Annotated in this window: 15 protein-coding genes; all 15 read left to right on the forward strand. The window is 39.1% G+C overall.

Features of this window, described 5'->3' with window-relative positions; genetic code table 11:
* The first annotated feature begins 365 nt into the window (after nt 1–365).
* Nucleotides 366–791 (forward strand): prepilin peptidase, encoded by a 426-nt coding sequence (locus B3209_RS08840; protein ID WP_296690488.1) that lies wholly within the window; start codon nt 366–368, stop codon nt 789–791.
* Nucleotides 788–2,971 carry a secretin N-terminal domain-containing protein gene (locus tag B3209_RS08845; protein ID WP_296663086.1) on the forward strand — a complete coding sequence of 728 codons (2,184 nt, stop codon included), beginning with the start codon at nt 788–790 and terminating at the stop codon, nt 2,969–2,971. The genes B3209_RS08840 and B3209_RS08845 overlap by 4 nt, the downstream gene beginning before the upstream one ends.
* Nucleotides 2,968–4,392 carry a GspE/PulE family protein gene (locus tag B3209_RS08850; RefSeq protein ID WP_296663088.1) on the forward strand — a complete coding sequence of 475 codons (1,425 nt, stop codon included), beginning with the start codon at nt 2,968–2,970 and terminating at the stop codon, nt 4,390–4,392. Before B3209_RS08845 ends, B3209_RS08850 begins: the two co-directional genes overlap by 4 nt.
* On the forward strand, nt 4,389–5,411 hold the full coding sequence (locus B3209_RS08855; RefSeq protein WP_296663091.1) for a type II secretion system F family protein: 1,023 nt from the start codon (nt 4,389–4,391) through the stop codon (nt 5,409–5,411). The genes B3209_RS08850 and B3209_RS08855 overlap by 4 nt, the downstream gene beginning before the upstream one ends.
* On the forward strand, nt 5,408–5,863 hold the full coding sequence (gene gspG, locus B3209_RS08860; RefSeq protein WP_296663094.1) for a type II secretion system major pseudopilin GspG: 456 nt from the start codon (nt 5,408–5,410) through the stop codon (nt 5,861–5,863). The genes B3209_RS08855 and gspG overlap by 4 nt, the downstream gene beginning before the upstream one ends.
* Nucleotides 5,864–5,869: 6 nt before the next feature.
* Entirely contained in the window at nt 5,870–6,013 is a 144-nt protein-coding gene (locus B3209_RS08865; RefSeq protein ID WP_296663096.1) for a hypothetical protein, read from the forward strand.
* Nucleotides 6,000–6,392 carry a hypothetical protein gene (locus tag B3209_RS08870; RefSeq protein WP_296663099.1) on the forward strand — a complete coding sequence of 131 codons (393 nt, stop codon included), beginning with the start codon at nt 6,000–6,002 and terminating at the stop codon, nt 6,390–6,392. Before B3209_RS08865 ends, B3209_RS08870 begins: the two co-directional genes overlap by 14 nt.
* Nucleotides 6,379–7,197, forward strand: coding sequence for a hypothetical protein (locus B3209_RS08875; RefSeq protein WP_296663102.1), 819 nt, complete (start codon nt 6,379–6,381; stop codon nt 7,195–7,197). Before B3209_RS08870 ends, B3209_RS08875 begins: the two co-directional genes overlap by 14 nt.
* Entirely contained in the window at nt 7,194–8,585 is a 1,392-nt protein-coding gene (locus tag B3209_RS08880) for a hypothetical protein (RefSeq protein ID WP_296663105.1), read from the forward strand. Before B3209_RS08875 ends, B3209_RS08880 begins: the two co-directional genes overlap by 4 nt.
* On the forward strand, nt 8,582–9,049 hold the full coding sequence (locus tag B3209_RS08885; RefSeq protein ID WP_296663106.1) for a PEGA domain-containing protein: 468 nt from the start codon (nt 8,582–8,584) through the stop codon (nt 9,047–9,049). The genes B3209_RS08880 and B3209_RS08885 overlap by 4 nt, the downstream gene beginning before the upstream one ends.
* Before the next feature lie 85 nt (nt 9,050–9,134).
* On the forward strand, nt 9,135–9,668 hold the full coding sequence (locus B3209_RS08890; RefSeq protein WP_296690490.1) for a hypothetical protein: 534 nt from the start codon (nt 9,135–9,137) through the stop codon (nt 9,666–9,668).
* Nucleotides 9,661–10,680 (forward strand): hypothetical protein, encoded by a 1,020-nt coding sequence (locus B3209_RS08895; protein WP_296663111.1) that lies wholly within the window; start codon nt 9,661–9,663, stop codon nt 10,678–10,680. The genes B3209_RS08890 and B3209_RS08895 overlap by 8 nt, the downstream gene beginning before the upstream one ends.
* Nucleotides 10,677–11,465, forward strand: coding sequence for a hypothetical protein (locus B3209_RS08900; protein ID WP_296028298.1), 789 nt, complete (start codon nt 10,677–10,679; stop codon nt 11,463–11,465). Before B3209_RS08895 ends, B3209_RS08900 begins: the two co-directional genes overlap by 4 nt.
* A 12-nt stretch (nt 11,466–11,477) precedes the next feature.
* Complete coding sequence (locus B3209_RS08905) at nt 11,478–12,146, forward strand: hypothetical protein (RefSeq protein ID WP_296663114.1); 669 nt, start codon at nt 11,478–11,480, stop codon at nt 12,144–12,146.
* 16 nt (nt 12,147–12,162) lie between these two features.
* The coding region (locus B3209_RS08910) for a SpvB/TcaC N-terminal domain-containing protein (RefSeq protein WP_296690493.1) at nt 12,163–16,937 on the forward strand (4,775 nt) is incomplete at its 3' end.

Consider the following 16,937-nt stretch of genomic DNA (forward strand, 5'->3'; position numbering starts at 1 on the left):
TTTGTTTTTAAGTTGATTTTGTTTTTATTTTAACTTAATTTCATTTTATTTTTAAGTTGATTTCGTTTTGATTTCAACTTAATTTCATTTTATTTTTAACTTAATTTTGTTTTTATTCTAACTTTATTTAATATATTCCACAACATCTCTATGAGCCATAGAAAACATAGGAAAGCGGAACAGGACTTATCCCTTTCCAGCAAAGAAATAGATAAGCCTGTGCATCGGCGCAAGAGGCCGCCGCTCATTCCAAGGCATCAAACTGCAAAAATATTAAAAAAAACAAAAAATTATTTAAAAAGCACTTGACAAGTGCATTTTTTTTTTTTCTATATTTCTTAGATATAAAGGAGCAACGCCCGCAAATGGACACAAGACCAACATGCCTTTTATATCTAGCCATCATCTCATTTTTCGATCTGCTCGAAGGGCGGATTCCAAATTCAAGCACACTCGGATTCTTTTTGCTGCTGGTTATAACAGATATTTTCACAGCTCCATCAAAACTTTTAATCAACATAGCCTGCTCTGCCTTCTTTTTCACAGTGTTCCTTATAGCCGCGGAAGCCACAAAAGGCATGGGCATAGGAGACATAAAACTTGCAGCGGTTATAGGCTACTGCTCAGGATTTTTTAAGACACTATGCACTTTTATTCTTGCGAGCCTCGCCGGAATTATTTTTTTTATGGCACTACGCCTTTTTAATAAAAAAACAAGCAAAATTCCGTTTGTGCCTTTCACAGCGGCCGGATACCTATTGTCAGAACTGATTTTCAGAGAAGCCGCATGAAAAGACTTCCTGTAAAACATCTCCATTGCATTTTCTTTCTTCTTATTCAGATTCCGCTTTGCGCGCAGGAAGCAGACTCTTCCATATACATGGACTTTAGAAACCAGAAAATTTCCGACATCATTTATGCGGTTGCAGATGTATGCGGAAAGTCAGTCATAATAGATGAGACAGTTTCTGGAAACGCAACGTTCCGATTTGAAGACAAGGACTTTGAAAGCGCGCTGGACAGATTCGCAAGGCACTGCCAACTTTATGTGGAAAAGAATGGCGGGGTTTATTCTGTTACTAAAGTAAAAATCAATTCAAACGCTAACGGAAAACTCTCTGTAAACACAGAGAATGTCCAGATTGAGCCGTTCATCAATATGATTTCCCGCTACACAAACAGGACAATTTTATTTGACAATCTTCCGAACGCAACGGTAACAATCCGAATTGCAGAGGCAAGCCTTGAAGACGTGCTGAACCTTGCGATTGTAAGGCTTCCGGGATTCGCCCTTGAGAGAATCGCAGATGGTTTTTACATTACAAAAAGCGCAGGGAATCTGAACAAGCGGAACATCGATATTTTTACAATGTCGGAAGCAGGCGGAAAATTCTCCTGCAATATCCAGAAAGCATCATTCGCAAACGTAATAGAGACACTGTTCAAAAAAGGCGGAAAGGAGTATTCCCTGCTTTCAAAGCCCAGCATAGCACTTGAAAACATGGCATACACAGACAAAAGTTTTGACGAGCTTCTTTCATTAATTCTGAGCCAGTGCAACTGCGATTTTTCTGCGGATGGCGGTATATATTACATTTATGAAATTCAAAAAAAAGATGTCATAAAAAAATTCAAGGAAACAAGAATAATCAAAGTAAAAAACATAGGCATAGAAACGCTTGCTTCAATTCTTCCAAACGAGCTGAACGCGCAGGGATTCATAAAGCAGGACAAAAGCTCCAACTCGCTTATCCTCACAGGAAGCCCTTCGGAAATAAATCCCATAGAAGAATTCATACGCAAAGTTGATGTTCCACTTAACGACAGAAACTATAAAAGCTTTTATTTTGAAAACACAAATGCCAAGGATGCAGCTTCTCTAATTCCAAAGGCTCTTCTTTTATCTGACATAATCATGCTTCCTTCTGACAACGGCTTTGCGACACAGGTAACACAGGAAAGCGAAGCAAAGCTTTCTGAATTCATAGCAATGCTTGACAGTAAAAAACAGAGCAGAGCTGTAAGGCTAAAGTACATAAAGAGCGACGAGCTTATAAAATCGCTTCCAACGCCTATAAGCAAAGAAAGCATAACAGAAACAAACGAGCCGACTTTAGTTTTCTTTAGCGGAACAGAAAAACAATTTGAGGATTTTTCAAAAAGCCTTGAGGAGATTGACCTTCCAAAGCAACAGATAAAATACCAGCTGCTTGTGGTTCAAAGGCAGAAGACAAGCGGCTTGAACTGGGGCGCGTCATTAAACATCGGCAACACAAGTGAGGGTTCGGGCTATTCCTGGAGCGGGGCAGTATCAAACATATTCAACATAAACTTTGACATAATCTCAAAGTTCGGAGTCCAGTTCGCCGGAAGCCTGAACGCAGAGCTTTCGGAGGGAAAGTCGCGCGTGCTTGCGGACACAACACTAAACGGCATAAGCGGAGAATCCTTGAGCTTTTCAAACACCAACACAACACGCTACCGCGACATAATCGTAGACACAAAAGGAGAGCTGTACACAAGCACCACAAGGGAAATATCAAGCGGACTCACACTTTCTATAAATGGCTGGGCAAGTGGCGACGGAATGGTGACAGTAAAAGTTGACGCGCAGGTTTCAAAGCAGGGAAACACAGAATCATCATCCGCCAACAGCAATGGAACAGACACTACGCCGCCTCCATCAACGTCTGAAAAAAAAGTAAGCACTAATGTAAGGACTAAAAGCGGCGAGCCTGTAGTCATAGGCGGACTTTTCCAGCAGGAAGAAGAAGTATCAGAAAAACGTGTGCCAGGCTTTGGAAACATACCGCTTTTAGGCTGGCTTTTTAAGAAGAAAGTCGTGTCGATGGTTGAAACAGAATTTGTAATATATCTTGTTCCTTTTGTTGAAAAGCAAGATGTCCAAGCTATCAGCGAAGAAGCAAACCTTGAGCGGCTCAAGAAAAAATACGGCGAGGCTGCGGTATGAAAAGTCTCAAAACAGCAAAATCCAATGAACCCGGTTTTAACATAATAGAATTTTCTCAGTACAAAAACATTGAATGCCAGTACACCTGCCAGTTCATAAAAAATTCACGATGTGTAAAAATACGCGAGTCTGAAAATGAAGTTACCGTGGCAGTCGCAAAAAGCAAGCTGGATACAATAAAGCTCCTTACCCAAGTACATGAGCCAAAGCAGATAAGGCATATAATTGTAAATGATTCGGACTTTGCCGAATTTATTGGCAATTTTGTAGACAACACGGCAGAAGACTTTTCCTGCACAAAAGAACTGGACAGCGAGTACCGTCTTGAAGACATAAGCGGAGAAGCCCCGGCAGTAAACATAATAAACGCAATATGCCTTGAAGCAATAAGGCGGAGCGCAAGCGACATCCACATACAGGGCACAAAGGATTCTGTAAACATTCGTTTAAGAATTGACGGAGTACTCCAGACAGTCCGTGCGTTTGACAAAGGCATTTTTGACACTCTTACAAGCCGTATAAAAATCATGTCGGGACTTAATGTTATGGAAAACAGGCTCTGTCAGGATGGAAGAATGAGCGTTCAGACAGGAGGAAAAAATCTTGACTTCCGTGTTTCCATAGTTCCGTCAGTCGCAGGACAAAACATAGTCCTCCGGCTTTTCAACAATCAAAACGAAAATTTATCTCTTGAAGCTCTTGGATTTTCAAAGGAAAACCTTAGCAAGATAAAAACTGTTTTAAAAAGTCCGCACGGAATGATTCTTGCAACAGGACCTACAGGAAGCGGAAAGACAACAAGCCTTCATGCACTTCTTAAAGAAATGGATGATGAGCATTTAAAGATTGTGGCAATAGAAGATCCTGTTGAAAAAGTCATAAGCGGCATTGAGCAGATACAGGTGAACGACGAAATCGGTCTTACCTTCGAAAGCGTGCTTCGCCGCATATTGCGCCATGACCCGGATGTAATCATGGTGGGAGAAATCCGCGACAAGGAGACAGCACAGCTTGCAGTTCGCGCTTCCCTTACAGGCCATCTTATCCTTTCAACACTGCACACAAACGACAGCATTTCCGCAGTATCAAGATTGCGCAACCTTGGAATAGAGCCATACCTTATCGCAGGAACTTTAAAGACAGTAATTGCCCAGCGTCTTGTTAGAAAAACTTGCGTTCCATGCAAAGGCAAAGGATGTGAAGAATGCGGCTTTACAGGCTATAGAGGAAGAACTGCCATAAGCGAAGTGTTTTTCTTGGATGATAACTTCCGTGCAATGATAGAAAAAAACAAGCCAGAAACTGAACTTAAAAAATATCTTATAAAGCAGGGATTTAAAACATTAAAAGAAGATGCGGCTCTAAAAATAAAAAGCGGAATCTCAACAAAAGAAGAAATGATACGGGAAGGACTTTTATGAAAGCGGACGTTCTTCTTTTTACACAGACCATGCATTCTCTTCTTTCATCTTTTTTGCCATTGCAAAGCGCGCTCGCAGTATGCAAAGAAGTTCTTACAGGAAAAGCCGAGAAGAAATTCACTGCTAGAATCCTAAAAAAAGTAAACGAGGGTAAAAAGTTTTCCAATGCACTTTCGGATGAAAAGCTGTTTCCTCCGCTTTATGTTTCCCTTGTTTCAATTGGAGAAGAAAGCGGCACGCTCCCGCAGGTGTTCGGACATCTTGCCGCATATTTGAACGGCAAAAGAAGTATGAAGCGGAAGATAATCCAAGCACTTCTTTATCCTGCGCTTGTTCTTGCGACGGCGATTGCTGTTGTTTTTATTCTGACTATTTTTGTCCTGCCAAGGCTTGAAGGAATATTCGAGGCTTTTACAAATTCCTCTGAAAACATCGAAACGCAGATAAGTAAACTCAAGTCAGGCTCTTTTGTATCCATGATAATTTTATTTGGCTTCATGGCAATTCTGGCAGTCTGCCTTGCGACGCGCAGATTAAATGCAAAAGCGGCTCTTGCAATCGACAGCATTATTCTAAGGATTCCGCTCATAAAAGATTTTGCAATGACAATGCAGATGCACGACTTTTCTTTTGCAATGAAGCTTCTCACTCAAACGCATTTTCCTTTGCTTAAGAGCCTTGCTTATGCAAAAAACGTATTGAGCAATATCCGTGTTCAAAAAGCTGTTGAATCCGTCTGTAAAAGCATAGCCTGCGGAAAAGGTGTCGGCAAAGCTTTTGAAGATGAAAAAATCTTCCCGGAATATCTTACAGCATGGATAAAAATAGCAGAAGAAAATGGAGAAGCGGCAGAGGCATTCAGCCAGATTTTTAATTATTACCAAAATGAAAGCGAGAGCCTGTTAACAAGCATTACACAGGCTGCAGAACCTGTTTTTATTTTGATAACAGGAGCGGTAATTATTGCAGTTATCGCCCAGTTTGTAATTCCTGTATTCAATCTTCTGGGGGCATTATGAAAAACTTAAAAAAGAAAATTTTTGAAGCCGTAAAAAATGAAGACGGCTGGACTTTTATGGAAACTCTGATAGTCATAGCAATAATACTGATTCTTTCAGCAACCGTAGGCTTTGTCGCAATAAACAGCCTTGAAAAATCCCGCATTGCCGCGGCTAAAACGCAGATAGAAAGCCTTGCTACAGCCCTTGAAGCCTACTACATAGACTGCGGAAACTATCCAACGGCAGAACAGGGGCTTGCCGCTTTAAGAAAAAAGCCTGAAACATCGCCAAGCTCCGACAGCTGGGGAGGACCGTATATTTACAAGAACGCGCCAAAAGACCCCTGGGGCTATGAGTATGAATACACCTGCCCTGCTCCAGACGGCTCGCCTTACGGAATAAGAAGCTTTGGAGCAGACGGAATTGAAGGCGGTGAAGGCAAGGACACAGACATAAAAAGCTGGGAGTAAAAAAGAATGCTTCGTGAAATTGTTGCGACAGCGGCATTTTTATTTGCCCTCTCCGGCATAATAGCCGGCATTGCCATTGCCCAAAAGTCGGCTTCAAGGCAAATGGCGGCGGCAGAAAGAACTATTGAGAGCGCAAATGAAATTGACTGAACTTTTAGTTTCCATTGCAATTTTTCTCATGGCTTCGGTGGTGCTTACAGCAAGCCTCGTCAATGCAAAGAGCAGCATTGCCAAGACAGAAGCCGCCTCAAAAAACGCCGTCTCAATGCTTGAAACAGACGCGCTTTTGAGAAAAGAAATAAGAAACTTTAACATTCCCTATTGGAAAAACTTTGACACAGAATTTGAAACAATTAAAGGAATGCTTTTGATTTTCTGCGCGGAAAAGGGAATAGAAGCCGTATCAATATCTTCTGTCTATAACGCAAGGCATAGAATGGAAGGTATAAAAATAGAATGGAAGTTCAATGGCAAAAACTATGCAAGCCAAGAGTTCATAAAACAGAGGATTTCTGATGAAAAACTATGACAGCGGCTTTTCAACTCCGCTTGCAATGGCAGCAGTATTTTCTCTTTGCATTCTGGCTTTATCATTTTGCCTACTTACAACCGCAAACGAAAGATGGATGGACTCTTACAAAAAACTGATAGAAGAGAGAAAGAAAATTGACGCTGCAATTTTTGACATGGAAGAAAAAATCCAGATGCTAAAAGATTCACAATCTGATTCTGATGAACATGAGATTTTATATTTACTTTCCTCTGCCTGTGATTTTAAACTGTCGGTCTCTGATGTTTCCACAGGCATAAATAAGAATTTTATATCAAAAGAAATTCTAAAAAACAAAGCGATAAGCGACTGCATTAAAGCAAACGGAGAAGAAATTTTTTCAGAGTACGGCTGGATTAATCCGAAAGTTTCTGACAAAGCCATTGTTGAGCAAACTTCAAAAGACTTTGAAGAAAAAAACACATTTCCACTTATAAACACATTTCCGCCTCTGAACATTTTCAATATGAGCGGCACTTTTATAAAAACAGTTCTTGAATTTTGCGGTATAAAGAATGCGGAAAAGAAAACGGAGCTTATAAAGGACAATTTAAATCCAGATACAACAGAAAAAGAGCTTGCTGAAATTCTAGGACTTGAAGAAAATCATCCTATCTTTGAATTGCTCGGAACAAAAACCGCATTCTGGAAAGTTGACTTTGAGACGGAAAAAGCAAGAGCCTGCGCAGTGTTCGCCGCCGTTCCAGAAAAAGAAAACCAAAGAAAGATAGAAAAATATATCCTCGCTGAAAAGAAAATATTATTTAAAGGGGGCGTGCTATGACATCACAGGTTATGCCTCAAAACTGCCCGAAGTTCACCCTTCACTTAAAATCCCATACCCGGCGAAAAAGAATTGCCGAGGCAAAAAGCACGCTTGCAAGTCTCTACCCTTTTGAAGTAAATGAAAAGAAACTTCTTATATTAAAGACGGACATAAAGTGGCAGTATGATGTTTATCTATTGAAGGAAGAAATAAAGCGTGAACTGAACATTAAAAAACTTTGCCTTGCAATCCTGCCCGGCATTTTTATTCTGGCAGTTTTAACTCTTGCAATTCGATATGCCGCTCTAAAAAACACAGAATCTTTAAAAGCCCAAAAAGAACTGGAAAAACAGAAACAGGATGAGGAAAGAATCCAGAAAGAAAAAGAAGAAAAACTTGCACAGCTAAAAAAGACATACAACGAAAAGAAGCACCTTGAATATGAAAAAATCTATCCATGCATTGAGCGCATTTATTCCGCAATGGCAGAAAAAACAGCGACAATAGAAAATATTTCAATTCAAAAAAATGCTTTTACAGTTGAAGCCACTGCAAAAGACGCCGTAAGCATTCTTGCAAACTTTGAAAAAAGCCGCACGTTCACTTCTGTAAAGATGAACAGAACCACCGTAAAAAACGGAGCTGAAATCGTTTCCTATAACGGAGAGTTTTCAAGACTATGGAAAGAAACAGATGAAAAATCCTCACTCGATAAAAAGATTGAATTTTATGAAACGGAACTTTTAAAGATGCAGTCGCAGGCGGAAGAAAAGCAAGGTATAACACTTTCCGAATACATAAAAAACATACGCAACATAATGCATAAAAATTCCTGCAACGAGCAGTACATACAAATTAAGGGAAAGAGCGGCAACGCAGAGATAGAATTCTTTGTCCTTTCCGGCAGCAAGGGCATTTTAAATTTCATAAGGGAAATTCAGGAAGGAGATGAAAATCTTATAGACATAAAAAGCTTTGCTCTGCGAAACAGCGAAAACCGAAGCAGAATACAGACAACAGTCTGCTTTGATACAGGAATAAAATTTAAGCAGAACGACGCTTTGCTTTCTGAATATACCGACAAAAAAATTGACCTATCTGAAATTGACAGAATTTTTTATAAAGCTCCGTCTGCAAAAACCACAATAAAAACTGAGTCGGCAAAAAACAGAACAACTGCGGCAAAGTCAAATGAACAAAACAGTCCAGCTGGGATCAAAAAGCTTACATACATAGGACGGACAAAACTTAATGGAAAAGATTTTGTGATTGCAAAGGATGACGGCATGGGAAGCATTTATAAAATTTCCCTTGCAAAAACAGAATCTGTCGGAGATTTTTGCATTCAAACTGGATACGGCTATAGGGCAAAGCTCCGCGGAGAATATTACGAGGTAAAAAAATGAAACGGCGCAAAATCTTTTTGAAAATTTTAACAGCCTTATTTTCTTTATGCCTGCTCTCATGCGCAAGCACGCCGGAAAAGAAAATAGACTCAATGTATGTGATGGTCTATGACTACGCCAGCAGCGAACTTATGAATGCTTCAGTCTTTATAGACGGAAAAGAAATCGGAAAAACTGACATTTACGGAAGGCTTATGTATCCATGTGAAAAAGAAACCACAATCTGCGTAAGAAAGGACGGCTATGAAACCGTGGAAACAAAAGCCGCCATAAAGCCAGGAACAGTCCTGTATTTTAAAATGGGAAACGGCTCATACTATGCGGAACAGGCAGAAAAACTTCTGGACGGAAAAGACTTTTCGGGCGCGCTTAAGATGATAGACAAAGCACTGGGAATTGAAGAGAGAAAAGACTGGCAGTATCTGCGGAAAATAATTATTAGGGAAAGAAAAAATGATGAATAAAAAAATCAGTGCAATATTTTTAATAGTTATGTCCTCATCACTGCTTTCAGTTTCTCACATATTATTAATAAACAGAATTCAAAAATTGAGCAAAGAAATTTCTGACCTTGATAAAGCTGTGAAAACTGTTGAATTAAAAACTGATTGTTTTGAAAAAAGTCTTGCAGTCAGCATAGAAAATACTGATGTAAACTTTCAAAAACTTAATGAGTCCGTTCAAGCCTTAAATCAAAAATCCGATGCACAGTTTTCGAAGACTGTAGGAATGGGAAGGACTTATGATGCAATTCTTGAAGAACAGAAGAAGAAAACAGTCGATACGGCAGGAAAAGACAAATCGTATCTAGAAGCAAAAAATAATGCTATTGCCTCATATAATAAAGAAAGTTATACAGCTTCTTATGATGAGTTCAGAAAACTTACGCAGACCTTTACTGATGATATGGAATGCCGTCTTTACAAGGCGAAAAGCCTTTACTATAAAAACCGTGCCGACAGCTCCTCCTATGCACAAATCTTGGAAGATATAAGAATACTTAAACAAAACGGAGCTTCCGACACCGAGCTGCTTGAAATAGAAAAATCAATCCTTGCTGAAAAGGAGGGATTTGATGAATAAAAGAACTGTTTGTTTTACAGCCCTGCTGTTTTCAATATTCATAGCCTCTGCATCAGAAATTAAAATCGCTCCCCTTGCAGTTTATGACGGCAACGGAAACAAAACATCGGCTCCTTATAATCCTTCAAAGGCAATACACGATGAGCTTGAAAAGCACTGGTTTAGCGGCCTTATAAATTTTTCTCACATTGCAGAAAGCAAATACGGAATCCCGGTTACCATAATAGACGCTCATAAAATCTGCGTGTCTGAAAACTCTGATTATCTGATATACGGATATCTAAAGAAAAATGAATCAAGCTGGCTTTGCGAGGTAAAGCTCTTTGATGCAAAGGCAAAGAAAATTGCAAAAGGATTCTTTGCAGGTGACAGCATAGATCATTACGACAGGCTTATTTCTGTTTTGTGCCAGAATATTCTTTTTGGAATTGAGGAAATTACAGGCATCAATAAGGATGAACTTAAACAGGAAAAAACGCGTCCAATGGAATTAAGGATACCGGCTTCTCTTTTTTACTGGAGTCCTGTTGATAGTGACTGGGGAGACAAAATTTTAGGAATTGGGGGAGTTAATACAGGTATTGAGTTTTATCCACCTCAGCCTGTGATTGTATCAAACGGTAAACTTATAGATTTTTCTGCAAGATTGAATCTTTCATGGGATATCGGAATAAATAAAAAAAACACCTACCCTCTTGTAATCAACACCATAGCAATAAGTCTTCCTGTATTGCTGCACGTTCATTTTAATAAAAGGCATTCTTTATACGGCGGGTTCGGTCTTGCATATAACATTGAGCTTATGAGCATAAAGCCAAAGTATGAGGACGAAACATTTTTATACCAGAATGCCTTTTCTTTTGAAACCATTGCAGGGTACGAGTTTGACATTAATGACAAAGTACATCTTTTTGCAGAAATAGACTTTGACTTTCACATGATGGGAGCCGGTTTTGTTTCTGTAAAGCCGTGTCTTGGAGCGTCATTCAATGTTTTTAAGGAGCGAAGATGAGTCGAACTAAAAAAGCCATGTTTTTGATATTTACATCATTATGGTTTTTCTCGTGCTATAACAATGCATTCAATGAAATTTTATTCAGGACTGCGGACGACCCGTTTGATGATGTGCCGGCAACTGATTCTCTTACGACAGAACACACGGTATATCTTTCATGGAAGGAAGATGACGCTGCTGATAATTTCTATTTGATGAGATCCTTTGACGCCATTTCATTGGACTGGATATGTGTTTATGAAGGAAAATCAACAAGCTACACAGATACTAACCTTATAGATAATGAAAAATATATTTACAGGCTTGATAAAACACGTGGCTCAAAATGCTTTGAGGGAAAGAAATATGGCTACGGATGGTCATCAGGGACTATCAGAGATTACTGCGAATCAAATGATGTGCCGGAAGATGCAGCGTTTTTAGAGTACGACAGAATATGCAATCTGCCATGCGTTGGTTTTGTAACAGACCATAAGGAAATTCTTGACGAGGACTGGTTTTATGTAACAGTTCCTCCAATGCGCCAGGCGGACATAATAGTAGGACAGCATAACCTTACGAACACTACTTTAGGAGCGGAGACAAACCTCAGGATACAGCTTTCAGGACTTGAAAGCCAGAGTGCAAGACATCAGGTCGCCTACCAGATTCAGAACTCCAGTTATGAGACAAAAAACTTTTATTTTAAGGTTTTTCCGGAACGGACTTCATTATCATCAGGCAACAGTTTCTGCACGGTTATTGAATATACCGTTTCTTTAAATCAGATAACTAAATACTAATAAGAGGAGAAAATGATGAAACCAGAAAAACTAATTATTCGGCTTATTTCTTTAGCTGTATTGGCATCCTGTGAACTCACTCCTTTTGAAGAAGATGAAAAAAGTATAGTTAAACCGGAGCAGACGACAGTTCAGGAAACAAGCAGTCTGTTTGTACAGTACGAAGACAATAAAGTTTTTACTTTTGAAACAAATGATACAAGTTATCTGGGAGCAAATGGTTATACTCTTTGGACAGTTCCAAATGCAAATACAAGTGAAAGTTTTAATCCTATTGTTGTAGAAGCGGTTAAGGAAAGCGGACGGACGGAAGCGGGGTTCGGACTTGTCTTCTGCGAGCAGGAAACCGGCGGCAGGCCATTCATGCTAGCAGTCCTAATAAACGCCAACGGGTACTACACAGTCGGCAAGGTTTGCGACGGTGTTTTCGGTCATATTAATGACGGATGGAAAAATTCAAACTACATAAACAAGGGGCACGGAATAAAAAATACCATAGCTGTCGCTTATGATGCCGGCACTAAAAATTTTCTATTAAAAATCAACGGCTATGAAATAACGTCATTTACAGTATCAGAACAGATTGCATTTAAAGACAGCAGGTCGGGGTTCGCTGTTGTAATTGCAGATAATGAGAATTTTCCTGGCAAGCCTGTAAGGGTTACTTTTGAGAATAAATAATGTGCAGGAGAAAAGCATGAGCAGGCGTTCAAAAAAAACAGTTGAAGCAAGTTTTACTAAAAGAATTGCAGCCGTAATAATGACGGCTGCATACATTTCTGTCATAAGCCCGATATCATTGCTTGCTGAAACTGCAATAAATAATGCAGATATTAAGGGAAGGATTTCTGTAAAAGAGGAGAAGTCCGAGGTCCTTATCTCCGCGGAAAAAGGCGGAACAGTAGTCCTTGGGGACGCCTCCATAGAGATTCCCGCCGGCGCGCTAAAGGAGGACACAGCCATAAGCATAACGCGCATTCATAAGGTAGAGGACACAGGAGAATCCCTCTGCAACGCGACTCCATATTCAGGCGGCTACAGGTTCCTGCCCGCCGGAACGAAGTTTGAAAAGGACGTGACAATAACACTGCCCTACAGAGGTGAACTCAATGCGAAACCGCAGGCTCTTTCCGGGCTTTACACATACTTCTACGACACGCGGAAGGAAAGCTGGATAAAACTTGAACGTCTTGAAATAGACAAAGAAAATCACAAGGTCCGCTCTCTTTCCACCCACTTCACGGACATGATAAACGCGACCCTCGCCCTTCCCGAAAGCGCGGGCCCCGCCGACGTGAACCTGAACTCAATCAAAAACCTCGAGGCGGCAAGGCCGGACGGACACCTGATAAAATTCAATCCGCCAGAGGCAGGCAACATGGGAGACGCCTCGTTCAGCTTTGAGCTTGCAGTTCCCGCAGGACGCAAAGGAATGCAGCCGCGGATCTCAGCAAGCTACTCGTCCGGCGGCGGAAACGGAATTATGGGCAGGGGCTTTGATGTGGGCTACGGAAGCTCCATTACGACAGACACAAGGCTCGGACTCCCGGACTACGACACCCGCGACACCTATATGCTTGACGGAACACTGCTTGAGGAAAAATCCCGCAAAGGAAACGAGATAGCCTACAGGCCGCTAAAAGAAACCTCGTTCAGCCGAATAAAGCGTTACATGGATGACAACCATTGGGAAGTTACGGATAAAAGCGGAACAAAACGAATTTACGCACAGAATAAAGATTCCTGTGTCGGAAGCGGAGCGGAAACCTTCACATGGAATCTTACAAGGACGGAGGATGCCAATGGAAACTCGGTTGTTTATGAATATGAAAAAGACAGCGGTTATGTCTACCCTGCTTTTATTCATTACACAGGTTTCAACGGAAAGAAAGGAAACTACAAAGTCCAGTTCCACTACGATAATAACGGAACGGAAATCAGAAAGGATGTGCGCATGGACGCGAGGTCAAGGGAAATCATATCATGCAGGAAGCTTCTGACCAGCATCACGACCCACTATAAGGACGGCGGGCATATACGCAGGTATAACTTTAATTATACAGAGGGACTTGCTAAAGAAAAAATGCTTTCCTCTATCTCCGCAGGCAACAACGCGGGCGAATCCTATGAATATACATTTGATTATAGCCTTCCTGAAAAAAACAATGATGGGAATATAATCTATTTTGCAGAAGCAAAAGAATGGAATAACGGACAGCCATTACAAGTTGGGAATTCTACGAATATTGGAGCAAATTTCAATGGTGCGGCTGGACTTGGATATGGAACAAGAGTTATTGATGTTCGTGCAACGGCAGGTGGAAGCGGCTCTGTCAGTTCGGGGGAAAGTTATACAGAAGATTCGATGTTAGACATAAATGGTGATGGAAGACCTGATGCCATAAGTCAGAAGGGAGAAACTGTATATGCTGCACTAAATAACGGAGCTGGCTTTGATGAAAAGCAAGCTATAAATATAAAGTCAGGAACATTGTCAGAAGACTTAGAGCATGAAAAAAATTCCAGCTCATCCGTAGGATGGAATATTTATGGTGGCGCAGGCTCTAGCAGTGGTTCCTTATCTCTTGGAGTTGGTTATTCAGAGGTAAAGCAAAAATCTTCCTCTAAATCTTTGTGTTCTTTCATTGATATGGATAGGGATGGTCTTCCTGATATCGTAGAAACTGGAAAATCTACATATCTTAAGAATTTAGGAAATCTTGAATTTGAACAACGTAATATATATTCAAGCATTGCGGTAACAGAAGTTACACAGAAAGTAAAACCGGAATTAGCAGAGGAATACAGAAAAACATATTTTGTTCAAACTCCTTTCAGAATGTGGGAAGCTCCTTATGAGGGAATTATTACAATAACGGAATCTGCGTATGGTGTATCTGAAAACTTTGATAAAGGCAAACAAGTCATAGCAAAAACATATAAAAATGATGATGAAAGCGATGATACGACATTACGAATTAATATAACTGCTCCAAATATAACTAAAACATCTAGAAATACTATGGATGTTGTTAAAGCAAGCGATTATTACTTCATATCGGATAATGGGAAAGAACCTGAAAAGACAGATATTGATTGGGATATAAATATTGAATATTCAGATATAAAAACCTTTAAGAAAGGATTAAAGCATCCTCTCTTAAACTTGAAAAAATATGAAGAATTAAAACCGGCTCAAAAGACATATTCGAATAATGGTAATAAAGCAAAAGAAGACTATAAGAATTTTATTGTGTCGGAATATCTTGATAATCAAACAGTATTATTAAAGCTCTTTAGCATTACCGTTCAGGAAGTTCATTCAAATGACAATAACTCTTATGAATATTTACTGAACGCACAGTATGATTCAGACTGGACGAAAAAAACAAACATCGAAGAACAGAAGGCAATTATATCGACCTTAATGGAGAATCAATGCCTGATTCCTTCTGTGTTCACCGAATCTCAGTTTACAGAATACTATGAAAGTGTAAAAACAAATGCCTCCAAATCATCAGATATTATAAAGTATTATTCTGACTTCGCAATGCAATTTGAGCATGACGTTACAGATAATCTTTATCTTTTTAGAGACTTCACCAAGGAATATACTATTTCAGACTTCCTTGAAACTTATCCAATTCCAGAGGGAGTTCAAACAGCAGCCCTGTTAAATTACAAGCAAAATGGAATCACAGCCAGTTTCAGTGTGGGTGATATTTTTTATGGATGCCATTCCGAAAAAGAATTCAACGGTGAGCGTGATATAAGAAATGAAGGAACTGTTACAAACAAAGTTTTGAATGCCGGAACTTATAATTCATCAGATTTATTCATTGACCTAGTGGATAATAAACTGAAATTCAGAGGCGATAAGGAAAATTTTGTTCCGCTAGAAATTTCATCTGATGTTATAAATACAACAGTTACAGAAAATTCCGTTTCAATTCAATACGGTATTAACAAAGATAAATATGGAAATTATGAAAGCATAATAACCGTAACGCTTGACGGCCTTTCATACCGTGCCTTGAATCTTTCCAATGAAGAATTCCAAAAGATAGTAGATGACATAGATGTCGCTTACTCTGACGTACATGACAATCATTGGAAATTAGAAGATACAGAAGATGAAACGAAACGAATAAAAACTTCTGATATTGATGTTTTGTTTAAGGAAATTCCTCTGACAGATTCTCAAAAAGAGGAATTCATTTCTGATTTATATGAAAAGAAAGATGTATATACAAAAATAGAAATAAATAATCCAGATGGAAGCTCTATTAATAACGAAGAACCGAAATATAAAGAGGAACTGGTTTATAGTTATTATATACTTAAAGAAAATGCTGATTATACCAAAGCTCAAAAAATTCTTGATGAATACAAAAAAGAAATCGTGTATAAAGAAAAATACCCATTTTATACCATCTCAAACGGGAACTATATTCTTAAAAATGAATGGAAGGTTTTTAAGGAAAAAGAAACCGCACGCTCTGAATGGATTTCTGAAATTGAAGCAGAAATCCTAAATGCAGAACCTGAATTGAAACAAGATAATCCAACAGAGTTTTCAAATAGAGTTGAAACCATTTTTGAAGAAAAGTATGCGGAATATTTAAACCTTGACGGACTGCTTTTGGCAGAGTGTAAAAAGTTCACTTTTGGAAAATTTTCATCAATTCAAACTTTCCAAGAGTTCAATATTGAACATTTGTATAACATAAGCAGCAATTCTTATTCACTGCTTGTTGCCGAAAATGGGTTTAATCTTGATGAAGTAACATACACACTTCCTAAGGTAAATTGGAATTCTGGACGAGATTATTCAACAGCGAATATAAACTGTGAAAAAATTATTTATTCATATAGTGAAACAATAACACAGGATGGAGTAACGGATACAGCAGTCGAAGAAATAAAGATTCAGAATGATGAAATTTTATATGGAGGTAAAGGCAACTGGTTCTATGGGATTTGGAAAGGCAGCTTATCTGATATTCCTTTCTCAAAGGAGACTCTACAGGAATATAAAAAATCAATAGAAGGCATTAATTCAACCGCTGATTTTAATTCCAAAAAAAATTCTGTTCCTACAGAAATTTCTGATAAACAAAAAAAAGAAAAAACAGCAGACAATATACATTTCTATTTACCTCAGAAAAAAGATGAATGCGAGTTTTCAAGAAACAACAGCGAATTTAGAAATGCCGCAATTCCTTATAATGTAGATTACTCAAAGTCACTTTTAGGAACTGTCGCTATGTATTCCGAAGTAAGAAAAACAGCCGAAGGACGAAAAACTGTTACTGATTATTATATGCCTTTTATTTTTGGAAATATAATTCATACAGATAGAGCAGGTGGTATTTCTTATTATAAAGTTGAGGGATTGAATGAGAATCCTAAGAACACAACAGCACAATTAACAGGAGGCTCTTTGCTTTCGATGCCAACAATAAGAAAGTC

The sequence above is a fragment of the Treponema sp. UBA6852 genome (assembly GCA_002449305.1).
In the GTDB taxonomy this organism is placed as follows: Bacteria; Spirochaetota; Spirochaetia; order Treponematales; family Treponemataceae; genus Treponema_D.